At 71.7% G+C, this 12,765-nt stretch carries 14 protein-coding genes and 1 pseudogene; 10 read left to right on the top strand and 5 right to left on the bottom strand.

The window, feature by feature from the left end; all coding sequences use genetic code 11:
- Positions 1–145: 145 nt before the first annotated feature.
- Positions 146–1,594 carry a sugar porter family MFS transporter gene (locus AC3AGO_RS04420; RefSeq protein ID WP_487818782.1) on the top strand — a complete coding sequence of 483 codons (1,449 nt, stop codon included), beginning with the start codon at positions 146–148 and terminating at the stop codon, positions 1,592–1,594.
- 246 nt (positions 1,595–1,840) lie between these two features.
- Positions 1,841–2,065, top strand: coding sequence for a hypothetical protein (locus AC3AGO_RS04415; RefSeq protein WP_487818781.1), 225 nt, complete (start codon positions 1,841–1,843; stop codon positions 2,063–2,065).
- A gap of 92 nt (positions 2,066–2,157) precedes the next feature.
- Here AC3AGO_RS04415 and AC3AGO_RS04410 read toward each other — a convergent pair whose 3' ends face one another.
- Positions 2,158–2,439 carry a ribosomal protein L7/L12 gene (locus tag AC3AGO_RS04410; protein WP_487818780.1) on the bottom strand — a complete coding sequence of 94 codons (282 nt, stop codon included), beginning with the start codon at positions 2,437–2,439 and terminating at the stop codon, positions 2,158–2,160.
- A gap of 92 nt (positions 2,440–2,531) precedes the next feature.
- Complete coding sequence (locus AC3AGO_RS04405; protein ID WP_487818779.1) at positions 2,532–2,882, bottom strand: DoxX family protein; 351 nt, start codon at positions 2,880–2,882, stop codon at positions 2,532–2,534.
- A 602-nt stretch (positions 2,883–3,484) separates the two neighbouring features.
- Here AC3AGO_RS04405 and AC3AGO_RS04400 point away from each other — a divergent pair.
- Entirely contained in the window at positions 3,485–4,006 is a 522-nt protein-coding gene (locus tag AC3AGO_RS04400; RefSeq protein ID WP_487824528.1) for an EF-hand domain-containing protein, read from the top strand.
- A 144-nt stretch (positions 4,007–4,150) separates the two neighbouring features.
- Positions 4,151–4,311: pseudogene (locus AC3AGO_RS04395) on the top strand (SgcJ/EcaC family oxidoreductase); the annotation flags it as partial.
- A 98-nt stretch (positions 4,312–4,409) separates the two neighbouring features.
- Here AC3AGO_RS04395 and AC3AGO_RS04390 read toward each other — a convergent pair.
- Positions 4,410–5,357, bottom strand: coding sequence for a quinone oxidoreductase family protein (locus AC3AGO_RS04390; RefSeq protein ID WP_487818778.1), 948 nt, complete (start codon positions 5,355–5,357; stop codon positions 4,410–4,412).
- A gap of 244 nt (positions 5,358–5,601) precedes the next feature.
- On the opposite strand from AC3AGO_RS04390, the gene AC3AGO_RS04385 reads away from it, so the two are divergent.
- Positions 5,602–6,477, top strand: coding sequence for a glycosyltransferase family 2 protein (locus AC3AGO_RS04385; protein WP_487818777.1), 876 nt, complete (start codon positions 5,602–5,604; stop codon positions 6,475–6,477).
- Positions 6,478–6,607: 130 nt separating this feature from the next.
- Here AC3AGO_RS04385 and AC3AGO_RS04380 read toward each other — a convergent pair whose 3' ends face one another.
- Positions 6,608–6,931 carry a MerR family transcriptional regulator gene (locus AC3AGO_RS04380; protein WP_487824527.1) on the bottom strand — a complete coding sequence of 108 codons (324 nt, stop codon included), beginning with the start codon at positions 6,929–6,931 and terminating at the stop codon, positions 6,608–6,610.
- Between the two features lie 946 nt (positions 6,932–7,877).
- On the opposite strand from AC3AGO_RS04380, the gene AC3AGO_RS04375 reads away from it, so the two are divergent.
- The 3 genes from AC3AGO_RS04375 to AC3AGO_RS04365 all read left to right on the top strand — a co-directional run bounded on the left by AC3AGO_RS04375 (position 7,878) and on the right by AC3AGO_RS04365 (position 10,007).
- Positions 7,878–8,588, top strand: coding sequence for a hypothetical protein (locus AC3AGO_RS04375; protein ID WP_487818776.1), 711 nt, complete (start codon positions 7,878–7,880; stop codon positions 8,586–8,588).
- 135 nt (positions 8,589–8,723) lie between these two features.
- Positions 8,724–9,341, top strand: a complete 618-nt coding sequence (locus tag AC3AGO_RS04370) for a serine/threonine-protein kinase (RefSeq protein WP_487818775.1) — start codon at positions 8,724–8,726, stop codon at positions 9,339–9,341.
- A gap of 171 nt (positions 9,342–9,512) precedes the next feature.
- Positions 9,513–10,007 (top strand): FxLYD domain-containing protein, encoded by a 495-nt coding sequence (locus tag AC3AGO_RS04365; protein WP_487818774.1) that lies wholly within the window; start codon positions 9,513–9,515, stop codon positions 10,005–10,007.
- 152 nt (positions 10,008–10,159) lie between these two features.
- On the opposite strand, the gene AC3AGO_RS04360 is transcribed toward AC3AGO_RS04365, so the two are convergent.
- A complete protein-coding gene (locus AC3AGO_RS04360; protein WP_487818773.1) occupies positions 10,160–11,020 on the bottom strand; it encodes a helix-turn-helix transcriptional regulator in 861 nt (286 codons plus the stop codon).
- A 136-nt stretch (positions 11,021–11,156) separates the two neighbouring features.
- Between AC3AGO_RS04360 and AC3AGO_RS04355 the strand changes: the two genes are divergently transcribed.
- Together AC3AGO_RS04355 and AC3AGO_RS04350 are read left to right on the top strand one after the other, a co-directional pair.
- Positions 11,157–11,885 carry an SDR family oxidoreductase gene (locus AC3AGO_RS04355; RefSeq protein ID WP_487818772.1) on the top strand — a complete coding sequence of 243 codons (729 nt, stop codon included), beginning with the start codon at positions 11,157–11,159 and terminating at the stop codon, positions 11,883–11,885.
- 113 nt (positions 11,886–11,998) lie between these two features.
- Positions 11,999–12,757: an SDR family NAD(P)-dependent oxidoreductase gene (locus AC3AGO_RS04350; RefSeq protein ID WP_487818771.1), complete on the top strand. Its 759-nt coding sequence runs from the start codon at positions 11,999–12,001 to the stop codon at positions 12,755–12,757.
- Positions 12,758–12,765: the final 8 nt, after the last annotated feature.

Below are 12,765 nucleotides of genomic sequence, written 5' to 3'. Positions count from 1 at the left end.
GGGGATTCCGCCAGAAGGGTGCCGTGCCCGGCTGGCGAGGGGCCGCCGTACGGGACACCGTCGTGTTCACGGCGCACGTGCCGGAGCGCCCGGTCCGAACGATAGCAAGCAGCTCGACAGCAACTCTGGTCAGGTGACACGGCTCATGGCCCGAACGGCCCCCGCACCACAGTCATCCACTCACGGCAAGGCGATCGGTATCTCCATCGCCGCCGCGGTGGGTGGCTTTCTCTTCGGCTTCGACTCCTCCGTCATCAACGGCGCGGTGGACTCGCTCAGCTCGCACTTCCATCTCAACGCCTTCCTCTCCGGCTTCGTCGTCTCCATCGCGCTGCTGGGCTGTGCCGTCGGCGCCTGGTACGCGGGCCGGCTGGCCGACGGCTGGGGCCGGCGCAATGTGATGCTGCTGGGCTCGGCGATGTTCCTCATCAGCTCCCTCGGTACCGCGTTCGCCTTCTCGGTGCCCGACCTGCTGGTGTGGCGCGTGATCGGCGGCCTGGGCATCGGCATCGCCTCGGTCATCGCGCCCGCCTACATCTCGGAGGTCGCGCCGGCCAGCGGCCGCGGCGCGCTCGGCTCGCTCCAGCAACTGGCGATCACCATCGGCCAGCTGGTGGTGCTCAGCTCCAACAAGGGCCTGGCCGGGGCCGCGGGCGGCGCCTCGCAGGACCTGTGGTTCGGCATGCCGGCCTGGCGCTGGATGTTCCTCGTCGGCGTGATCCCCGCGCTGGTGTACGGCGGGCTGGCGCTGCTGATCCCCGAATCCCCGCGCTATCTGGTCCTCAAGGGCGAGTACCGGAAGGCCGCCGGCGTACTGGGGCGGGTCAGCGGGGAGCCCGACCCGGAGGGCAAGGTCGAGGAGATCCGCGAGACCCTGCACAAGGAGCACAAGAGCAGCTTCAAGGACATCCGCGGCATCCGGCTGGGACTGCATCCGCTGGTCTGGGTCGGCATCATCATGGCCGCGTTCCAGCAGCTCGTCGGCATCAACGCGATCTTCTACTACTCGACCACGCTGTGGAAGTCCGTCGGCTTCAGCGAGTCCAGCTCGTTCACCACCTCGGTCATCACCGCGGGGATCAACGTGGTGATGACCGTGGTCTCCATGCTGTTCGTCGACCGGGTCGGCCGGCGCCGGCTGCTGATGATCGGCTCCACCGGCATGTTCCTGGCGTTGCTGCTGACCGCGGTCGCCTTCTCGCAGCAGCAGGGCACCGGTACGGACGTGTCGCTGCCCGACCCGTACGGGCCGCTGGCGCTGATCGGCGCGAACGCCTTCGTGGTCTTCTTCGCGCTCTCCTGGGGCCCGATCATGTGGATCATGCTCGCGGAGATGTTCCCCAACCGGATGCGCGCCATGGCGCTCGCCATCGGCACCGCCTCCAACTGGATCTTCAACTTCCTCGTCACCTTCGCCTTCGAGCCGATGACGAAGCAGGTCGGCCTCTCCTGGCTGTACGGCTTGTTCGCGCTCTTCGCCTTCGCCTCGTTCTTCTTCGTGCTGCGGAAGATCCCGGAGACCAAGAAGCAGTCGCTGGAGTCCATGACGGGCGACACGTACCACCGTCCGGACGCCTCGCAGCCGCAGTCGTAGCAGCGGTCGCCGGGCCGGGCACCGGCACCGGGCGCCCGGTACGGGACTCCTCCACGGAGCGGTCCCGTACCGGGCGCCTTTCGTGTGTCCGGTGCTCGGGGCGTCGCGTGCCGTGGGTGCCGTGGGTGCCGTGGGTGGGGTCGGATACGCGCCTGGTTACACATTCGGGTGAGATGCCGGATTTTCCCGAGTGAGGCATGGATCATGGGGTGACCCCGCAAGCGACCCAAGGGAGACAGAGAACCTATGCGCCGTATCGCCGCCACCGCCATCGGAGCGACCGCACTGCTGGGCGGGTTCGCCGCACCGGCCAGTGCCGCCGCGGCGCCGGCCCCGCAGGGCGGCCCGGCGGCCCCGCAGGCGAGCCCCGCCGGCGGCTGGGGGCTCACCGAGGCCGGCATGACCACCCCACTGGGCGAGTTCGAACTCCCCACCGGCGAGCCGACGTTGGGCGCGCTGCCGCTCATCTGACGCGTCCTCCTCCGCGGCACCGCAGCCGCGCCACACCGCGCCGGCCCGGCAACTCCCGGGCCGGCGCGGCGCGTTCGGGCGGCCTCTGGGGGCTACATCTGCTCGACCGCGTCCTTGGCCTCCTTGAGGCCGGCGCCGGTGAGCTCGCGGTAGAGCTTGATGGCCTTGATCTTCTCGTCCTGCCGGAGCAGTTCGTGCACGCGCTCCATGCCCGGTTCGGCCAGGGAGAGGCCGTTGTGGTCGAGGAGAAGGTCGACCTTGCGCTCCAGCCGGTCGACGCGGCGGTCGAGCGCGTCGAGGCGCCGCCCCGAGCCCCAGCTGAGGGAGGAGAGGAGGAGGGCGAGGGCGATCAGGCACAGTGCGGCGGTATCCATGGACCGCGATCCTAGAGCGCGCGACCGCGCCAAGTGCGGGGCGGGCGGTGGCGGGTGGCGTCGTCGGGCGCGTACCGGACGTACGGGCGCCGTCAGTGTGTGAGGGCCAGGGCCAGTGAGGCGAGGGCCAGGGCGAGGAACGCGGCCGGGACGGCGATGCTGGAGAGGACACGCGCCCGCACGTGCGCGATGACGGCCCCCACGAAGAAGGCCACCAGCCCCGCGGCGGCCGCCTCGCCGAGCACGGGAACCCCGAGCAGGCCGAGCAGCAGCCCCGCCGCACCGGCGGCCTTGAGCGCGCCCAGCAGCGGCAGCCACGTCGGCGGTACGCGCACGGCGACGGAGTTGGCGACGACGAACTCCGCCCGTACGAGGTCGGCGGCGGCGATTCCGGCGTTGGCCAGGACGGTGACGAGGGTGACGAGGACGTACGCAGTGGCCATGGTTCCGCTCCTGCCGTTCATGGATCTCTCCCCAGGGAGACGGATGCGCGAGGCGAAAGGTGACGGGCATCCGGCGGAGCTACGGGCGCCGGCCGGGCCGAGCGGTTGGCCGGTGGACGGCGCGGGGGAGTCACGCGGTGTCGGGTAACGCGAAGGCCAGGGCCCTTTCTTGAGGCGCGAGGCGCGGACTCACAGGTCGAGGTCGGGCAGGAGCGTCGCGGGAAACGCCGCGCGGAACCTGCCCGGGCGGCAACTCGGCCCGGGAGCACGCCTGTCCGGCACCACGGGGTCCGGTCACCCGCCCGTACGGGCGACCCGTGCGCCCGCCGCAAAGGGGAGAAAGGCCACAGGCCGGGCGTGGAACCGGGGCGTACGGGCGGGGCCGCGCGGCCCGTACGTACGGGCGGCCCCTTCCCGCGACGAGCCCGCCGTCATGGGGCTTCGCGGGTCACGGCGAGGGCGGCGGGGGCCGGTTCCGCCGCGCGGGGCGAGCGCGACCCCGGCGGTGCGACCTCGGTCCCGTGCCTGCGCAGAGGCTTGTGACCGGCGTACGCTGCGGAGCGAACGCATCCGACCTGATGAGTGAGTTGGCACACACGAGCATGGACAGCAGCGAGTACGAGCAGAAGATCGCCAGCCGGTTCGCGGCCTTCGACCAGGACGGCAACGGCTACATCTCCCGCGAGGACTTCACGACGGCGGCCGCCGCCGTACGTACCGAGTTCGGCGCCACGGCCCGTTCCGAGCAGGGCCAGGCGATCCACCTCGGTGCGGAGGCCTTCTGGCAGGGCATGGCCGGTATCGCGGACCGCGACGGCGACCAGCGCATCACCCGCGACGAGTTCGTCGTCATCGCCCTCAAGCGGCTGCGTGACAGCCCGGAGCGGTTCGGCGAGATCGCCCGCCCGTTCCTGCACGGTGTGGTGGCCGCGGCGGACGCCGACAAGGACGGCCGGATCACCGTCGACGAGGCGGAGCGCGCGCTGCGTGCCCTGGGCGTGGACGAGGGCCTGTGCGGTACGGCGGCACGTTCCCTCTCCGCCGGCGGTGACGGGCTGGTCGGCGAGGACGAGGTCGTCAAGGCCTTCGCCGCGTACTTCACCACCCCCGAAGCGGACGCCTGACGGCGCGCCCGACCCCGAAGCCGAGCCCGCCGCCCACGCTGCCGTCGGCCCCACCGCGGGGCCCGGCCGTGGGCGGCGGTTCAGCCTGCCGCCCGCGAACCCGACGGCGCGGCCCTTGACTTGAAGCGCGCTTCACGTCACACGGTGGCCCGTACGACCACCGACACCGCGGACACGCAGGCCATCGAGCAGGCCGTGGCCACCGTCGAACGCGCCCAACGGGCCAAGGACGCCGAGGAGTTCCTCTCGGTCTTCCACCCGCACTCTGGACGACCGCCCTCGGCAAGGTCCTGATCGGGTTCGACCCGGACACTGACTAGCAGGGCCGTTCTCGCGGCGGGGAGCGCGTACGGGGCCGAACGGCCGTACAGGCGCCCTGTGTTCGCGGTCCCGGGGGCGTGTACTACATCGTGACGGCCACGGGGCCGGAGAGGCTGCCCTCGGTGAGGGCTTTGAGGGCCTTGTTGGTGTCGGTGAAGGCGAAGGTGGTGGGGGTCAACGTGAGGGTGCCGTCGCCGAGTTCGGTGAGCAGGGTCTCGAAGACCTCGTCGGGGACGTGGCGGCGGACCATGTTCATCGGCAGCAGGCTGACGTCGGCGGCGAGCAGGGTGGGCAGGTCGACGGTGAGGGTCTTGCCCGCCAGGTAGCCGATCATGACGACGCGGCCGCCGGGGTTGACGGCGGGCAGCAGGGTGGGGACAGTCGGGCCGCCGACGGTGTCCAGCACGGCGTCGATGCCGCCGCCCTCCCGCAGGCGCTCCACGGTCCCGGGGCCCTGGCCGACGACGACTTCCGCTGCGGCTTCCGGGACGGCAGCCGCAGCCTTCTCGCTGCGGACCCCGGCGATGACGTGTGCGCCGGCGCGGGCGGCCAGTTGTACGGTCAGCGAGCCGACACCGCCGGACGCGCCGGTGACCAGGACCCGTTCGCCGGGCCGGATCTGTCCGACCGGTCCCGCGGCGGCCCAGGCCGTCGTCATCGGCGAGTAGCAGGTGGCGGCGAGGGCCGCGTCCGCGGCGTCCGGCACCACGCGGACCGTACCGGCCGGGACGGTGACGTGCTCGGCCCACGTACCGGGGCGTTCCAGGCCGACGCCCGCGCCGCGTACGAGGACCCGCTTGCCCACCAGGTGCGGCTCGCCCGCGGTGACGGTGCCGACGCCGGCGCTGCCGGGGGTGAAGGGCAGCGGCGGCCGGAAGGCGAAGGTGCCCGACATGAGGGTGAGGTCGAGGTGGGTGACCGCGGCGGCCTCCAGGGCGACCACGATCTCGCCCTCGGGCGGCGATCCGGGAGGGGAGGCCTCCTCGATCGCGACTTCCGTGCCCCAGGCGTACAGACGGGCTACCGGCATCTTCGGCCTCTCCACTCCACTCGTCGGCCCCGCCCGCCCCCCGGCCGGGACGGCACCGTACTCACTGCCGTTCCGATCATGGCACCCCGGCCCGGCCGCGCCGCGCAGGCCCCCGGCGGCCGCGCCCGCCGGCCTGCGGTTTTGGGGGATGCACAGTCGTGTCACAGCCGTGTCCGTACCGCCGTGGAGCCGCGTCTCGCCAGTAGCATCGGCGGCATTGCGCCGACCTCTGGAGTTCCCTCCCATGCCGTTGCCCCGTATCGGAGTCGTCATCGTGACGATGGGCACGCGCCCGTACGAGCTGGAGTCGCTGCTCGCCTCCGTGGACAAGCAGGACGTGCCCGCGGAACGTGTGGTGCTGGTGGGCAACGCGACGCCCCTCACCGACGTCATGGCCGACGTGACGAAGGTTCCGCTGGAGGAGAATCTGGGCTGCCCCGGCGGACGCAACGTGGGCCTGGAGATGCTGCGCGACTCGGGCGAGGTCGACGTCGTCGTCGAGCTGGACGATGACGGCCTGCTCATCGCCGACGATGTGTTCCGCCGGGTCCGGCAGCTGTTCGCCGACGATCCCGGGCTGGGGATCGTGGGGTTCAGGGTCGCCGACGAGCAGGGCCACACCGAGCGGCGCTGGGTGCCGCGGCTCCGTGCGGACGACCCGATGCGCGGCGGGATGGTGACGGCGTTCCTCGGCGGCGGCCATGCGTTCTCCGTGCCGATGCTCCGCGAGACCGGCCTGTGGCCGGACCACTTCTTCTTCGGACACGAGGAGACGGACCTGGCCTGGCGCGCTCTCGCCGCCGACTGGAAGATCCTCTACGAGCCCCGGCTGGTGCTCCAGCATCCGAAGACGGCGCCGAACAGGCATGCGGGGTACTACCGTTACAACGCCCGCAACCGCGTCTGGCTCGCCCGCCGGCGCCTCCCGCTCCCGATGATCCCGCTCTATCTCGGTGCCTGGGTCGCGCTCACGCTGCTCCGCATCCGGTCCGTCGCCGGGCTCAGGGCGTGGGCATCGGGGTTCCTGGAAGGGCTGCGCACCGCGTGCGGCCCACGGAAGCCGATGAGTTGGCGCACGGTGTGGCGGATGACCCGCCTGGGACGGCCCCCGCTTATCTGACGTACGGCGTGTACGGGCCGGTCCCGGCTCCGGTCCCGCGGTCCGGATACGGGACGGTGCGGCGCGTACGGGCCGGTCCCGGATGCCTGGCGCCCGCCGCCGACTCGGGGCCGGCGGCGGGCAGTTCGCGTCAGCCCTGGTGCTGGGTGCGCATCTGGGCGTTGATGCGCTGGGCCTCTTCGAGCTGGTCCTCGAGGATGATGATGCGGCAGGCGGCTTCCACGGGGGTGCCGGTGTCGATGAGTTCGCGGGCGCGGGCGGCGAGGCGCAGCTGGTAGCGGGAGTAGCGGCGGTGGCCGCCGGCCGAGCGGAGCGGGGTGAAGAGTTTGGCCTTGTCCAGGCTGCGCAGAAACCCGGGGGTGACGCCGAGCATCTCGGCTGCGCGGCCCATCGTGTAGGCGGGGTAGTCCTCGTCATCGAGCGTGCTGTCGATGCCGGTCGATTCCTGCTCCATTTCACCTTTCCACTGGTCGAGTTCGCGGACGCGGTCGTGCGGGTTCACTGTCGAGTGTGCGCGAGGTCGAGTGTGCGCGAGTCGAGGGCCCCGGTGCATGTGCACCGGGGCCCTGGGTTCGGGTTTAACACCATTCACCGGCGCAGCGGCCGGTCTGTTGTATCCGCACGTCCGGGCCCAAGTGGGGCGGGGAGTGCGGGGATCGCGATTGCCTGACCGAAGACCACCTCTTTCACGCGTGGGGACTGCGGTACCCGCTCGGCCGTTTGCAGGCGACCGACGGCGGGCGATCCAATGGCGTTTGACCGTTCCCTTCTTCTCGGCTGTTTTTCGGTATGCCTTCCGAGCTGCGGCCTTCACCGGCCGAGGCCCCTGTCACTGTCCGGGTCCCGACCGCCTGACGACCGCTCGTCCTCCGGGGAGGACGTCGGCATTCCGTTGCACGCAGTTCGTCGTCTGCCGTGTGCCCGGGATGCCCTCTCGTCCGGCAACAGTCAAAACGTTAGTAAGCATGCTGGCGAATGTCTACCGTCGCCACGTGAGATTTTCTCCCCTCACTTGTTCGTGATGTCCGCTCGCTCCGTCGTGATGTCCGTGTCGTGTACGCCGTCCGCAGGTCTGCGGGGCGCGCCTGTGCCCGATGCGAGGTGCGCATGTCAAGCAAGCCGGTGGAAACCGGCCGAACCCACAGAGAGCCCGCCGAGCGTGGCGAAGCTGGTGAAGCAGACATTCCGCGAGGGTGAACTGCCGCTTCGGTGTCGCCCCACGGAGCCCAGTGGCTCTCAACTGGCCCTGAAACATGTCCGGTTGGGGCCAGTGGGGCTGGTTCGCCGCAGCCGGTGGCTCTAGTTTCCTGTGCCGCCAAGCAGCTCGTGCGCTGTCCGGCGTACGGGCCGTCACGGACGACCACAGGGGGATCATGAACACCGTCGGGAAACGTGCCGGAATGGCCGCGACCGTCCTGGCCGCGGCGCTGGGCACCGTCGCCGCCTCGCCCGCGAGCGCACAGACCGCCACCACGCAGGCCACCTCCACGCTGACCGCCGCCTCCGAGGCCCCGGCCTCCTCGGGCAGCCGCGGGGACGTGGAGTTCTCCGTCGTCGACACCGGAGCGGGCGTGCCCCGCGACCGGGCGTTCAAGCTGGGGGACCTGACCAAGTACGACGTTCCCAAGAAGACGATGGAGCGCATCGCGGCCGGCAAGGAGGCCGGCGCGGAAGCCCGTACCGCGCAGGCTCCGCCGCCGGACCGCAACGACATCGTGGCGGAGTGGAAGGACAAGGACGGCTGGGACGCCGTCATGCGCCAGGGCTGGTGGAACGGCGCGAACGCCGGCTTCGGCATGCGCAAGATCGACCAGAAGCACAATCTGAGCCTCGACGCCGTCAAGGCCACCACCATGTATCCGCGCCCCGGCCCCACCGGCAAGGAGAACATCGGCGGCACGACGTGGAACTACCGCACCGAGGTGCTCCATGTGGAGTGCAGCGGCTGGTGGATCTTCCGTACGTGTCGGGTCACCGAGGTCAAGACGGTGCGGGCAGGCCTCGATTACCGGAAGCTGGACGACAACAAGTCCTTCGGCGCGGTCACCGCGTTCTGTGAGAATGTGCCCGGCCGCTGCCCCGACTGGGTACGGAACGCGATCAACCTCTGACCGTACGCGGTGCCTTCCGGCCGGCGGGCCGGTGCTTCCCCGGAAGTCCGGCCCGCCGGCTGCCCGTTGTCCCGTCGCCCGTCGTCGAGGGCGCTGCATGAGAGTCGAGGGGTGCCGCATGAGAGGGGGCGTCACATGAACAGCCGGCCCACCCGTCCCGCCCGCCGGTGGCCCGCGGCCGAATGGTGGGCGCCGCTGGTCAAGGACCTCGCCGCGGTCCAGCGCGGCAGCGCGCCCCGCGGCCTGACCGTACGCGGCATCGAACTGGCCGCGTCCCGGCCCGTCGTCCGCGTCGCCTGGCCGGACGGGCGCGGCACCGTGGTACGTCCCGATCCGGAGGCCGGTGTCCCCGCGCTGCTGGCCGCGCTGGGCGAGGCGGGCCCGGTGGCGCCACCGCCCGACGGTCACGACGAGTTCCACTGGGCGCCGGGCCGTGACGCGCCGCCGCTGCTGAAGTACGCGTGGCTGCTGGACGAACTCGGCAGCGCCAGCGACGCCTGGTACGCGTACGCGCCAACTCCCGTTGCCCTTCTGGAGATCCGCACGGACGGCGCCACCACGGTCGACGTGACCGTCGGCCGCCCCGACAGGGGCGACGCCGTACGGGTACGGGTCTCCCTCGCGGGGGCGGGGGAGCAGGCAGGCACCGGCTACGCGGTGGTGGAACGCGCGACGCTCGCCGCACACGAGGGTGTTCCGCAGGACCCCCTCGGTGAACTCCCCGTACAACTGGTGGAGTTGGAGGACGGCTGAACGGGGCCCGGGCGTGACCCGTCCGCGCGGCCGGGCGGCTGCGTCCCGGTGGGCGCCGGGACCAACGGCCCGCCCGCGCGGACCCAACGTCTCTGCCGCCGCGCGGCTCCGCCGCCTAACGTCGGACATGACGCGCCACACTCGCCCCGCCGTAAGAAAGTGCCGATCGTCATGCCCCGCACCCGCGCTTCCCGTATCCGCCGCGCCGTCGTCGCCCTGACCACTGCCGGCGCCGTCGGCATCGGCGGCCTCGCCCTGGTCGCCACGTCCGGCACGGCCGACGCCCAGCCCCGTACGTCGACGTTCTCGTCGCCGGCGAAGGCGAATCAGCAGGACGCCGACGCGGACGTGAGGCTCACCGGCCAGGGGGCCGAGAGCGGCAAGACGCGGGGCCCGGACTCTTACGTCGTCGACTACAAGGTCACCAACCACGGCGACGAGCCGGCCGACTACGCCGCCGACATCGCCTTCTACGACAAGCACGGCAACCGGCTCGGCACGACCGGCATCACCGCCGACGACCTCCGCGCGGGCGAGTCCACCACGGTCGGTACCGCCCCGCGGGCCGCACAGATCGACAACGGCAAGATCAGCGATATCAAGACGGCAGCCGTCATCGACGTGGAGCGCACCTCGGAGGAGACGGACAAGCGCGAGGCGCAGTAACCGCGCCCGCACGGCGCCGCGTGCCCGAGTCCGCCGGGGTGCTCGTCGCGGAAGTCGCCGGTCTGCCGCCGGCCCCGCCTCGCGCTGATGGTGGCTCAACTCCTGGGGTGACGCGGGCATCTGACAGTGCGCCGGCTCCTGGCCGCCCCGCCTCAGCCCTGGGGACGGGCCTCGCTCCGGCGCTGTGTGGCGTGGAGGGAGCCGAGGAGGGTGAGGGCCTGGGCGCTGGGGCTGCCGGGCTCGGCGTGGTAGATCACGAGCTGCTGGCCGGGGGCGTCGCGTACGTCGAAGGCCTGGTAGGTGAGGGTGAGCGGGCCGACGTCCGGGTGCAGGAAGCGCTTGGCGTCCCGGGTCTTGCCGCGCACGGTGTGGGCGTTCCAGAGGCGGGTGAAGTCCGCGCTGTGCTCGGTGAGCGTACGGACCAGCTCGCGCAGCCGCGGCTCGTCCGGGTCGAAGCCGGCGGCCTGACGCAGGTTGGCGACGGCGGCCTGGGCCGCCCGGTCCCGGTCGGTGTAGAAGTGCCGGGCCGCGGGGTCGAGGAAGAGCATCCGGGCCAGGTTGTCCGCCGGCTCGAAGGGGGCGTACAGCGCGTCGGCCAGGGCGTTGGTCGCGAGGAGGTCCAGGGTCCGGCTCATGACGAAGGCCGGCGTGTTGGGGTAACCGTCCATCAACTGCCGCAGCGCCGGGCTGACTTGCTCGACGACAGGCGTGGCGGACACGTCGTCCGGCGTGGCCCCGGCCAGCCGGTACAGGTGCGCGCGGGCCTCCTCGTCGAGGTGCAGCGCGCGGCCGAGCGCGTCGAGCACCTGGGGTGAGGGGTTGCGTTCGCGGCCCTGTTCCAGGCGGGTGTAGTAGTCGGCGTTCACGCCGGCCAGGACGGCGACCTCCTCGCGGCGCAGCCCGGCGACCCGGCGCGCCCCGTAGCTCGCCATGCCGACGTCCTCAGGGCCGAGGCCGTCGCGGCGGGCGCGCAGGAAGTCTCCCAAGTGGTTGCCGTCCGTGTGTGCAGACATGTGGCCAGGCTATGCGGCGACCCCGGGCCGCTGCCTGGGTGTGTCGCACCCAGGCAGCAAGCGTCCTGGTTGATGCCCGCTGACCTGCGCAGAGTCGGTGGAGCAGAACGCGACCGGCTACAGAGGAGGAGCCAGAATGACGGACGCCGCCAAGGTCGTACTGATCACCGGCGCGAGCAGCGGCATCGGCGAGGCGACGGCCCGCCGGCTGGCCGCCGCCGGCCACCGGCTGCTCCTGGGCGCACGCCGCACCGACCGTCTCGAAAAGCTGGCAGGTGAGATCGTCGCCGAGGGCGGCACCGCGGAGTTCCGGCGGCTGGATGTCACGGATGCCGCCGACGTACGGGCCTTCGTGGCAGCCGCTCGAGAGCGCTGGGGCCGGGTGGACGTGATGGTCAACAACGCCGGGGTGATGCCGCTTTCACCGCTGGAGGCGCTGCACGTCGACGAGTGGAACCGGATGATCGACGTGAACGTACGCGGTGTGCTGCACGGCATCGCCGCGGCGCTGCCGGTCATGCGGGAGCAGGGCGACGGACAGTTCGTGAACGTCGCGTCGACCGGCGCGTACGAGGTGGTGCCCACGGCAGCGGTGTACTGCGCGACCAAGTACGCCGTACGCGCCCTGTCCGAAGGGCTGCGCCAGGAGGCCGGCGACATCCGGGTCACGGTCGTCTCCCCGGGAGTCACCGAGTCCGAACTGGCGGACTCCATCTCCGATGCGCGCGCCCGCGAGGACATGAAGGCCTACCGCGCGGTGGCCCTCCCCGCTCCCGCTGTGGCGGACGCGGTCGCCTTCGCGATCGCACGGCCCGCCGATGTAGACGTCAACGAACTTGTCGTCCGCCCCACGGCGACGCGGTAGCGCGTCGCGGGGAGCGGCTGTTGGCGGCGTCGCACGACCGGAGCCGAGCACCCGCACAACTGCCCCTCCCCACCCCGAAGTTCCCCCCCCTCACGAGAGAGAGCGACACCGCTGTGACTGGACAACGACTCGACCGCAAGGTCGCATTGATCACCGGCGCCACCGGAGGGATCGGCGCGGCGACCGCCAGGCTGTTCGCCCGCGAAGGCGCGCGGCTGGTCCTCACCGACGTCGCCGAGGAGCCCCTCAAAGCGCTGGCCGAGGAGTTGGAGGAGGCCGGCGCGGATGTGGTCACCGCGCGCCTGGACGTCTCCTCCGCCCGGCAGTGGGGCGAGGCGATCGCCACCGTACGGGACCGGTTCGGCACCCTCGACGTACTCGTCAACCTCGCCGGCATCGTCGACTGGCCGGGCATCGAGGACACCGACGAACACGCGTGGGACCGCGTCATCGACATCAACCAGAAGGGCACCTGGCTCGGCATGAAGACCGCCATGCCGCTGCTGCGCGCCACGGGCAACGCCTCGGTGATCAACACCTCGTCCGTGCTGGGCCTCGTGGGGAGCGGGTCCGCCGCGGCGTACCAGGCGTCCAAGGGGGCCGTGCGGCTGCTGAGCAAGACGGCCGCGGTCGAGTACGCGCGGCAGGGCGTACGGGTCAACTCCCTGCACCCCGGCGTCATCGCCACCCCGATGATCCAGAGCATCCTGGACGAACAGGGCGACCAGCAGCCCGACATCGTACGGACCCCGATGCGCCGCGCGGGCCGCGCCGACGAGATCGCCGCCGCGGTCCTCTTCCTCGCCGGCGACGAGTCCTCGTTCGTCACCGGTACGGAACTGGTGGTCGACGGCGGCCTCACCGCCCACTGACGCCTCCG

It is taken from the genome of Streptomyces sp. BL1 (assembly GCF_057628045.1).
The sequence above is the reverse complement of the archived record's forward strand: the minus strand, read 5'-3'. Positions and strand labels throughout refer to the sequence as shown.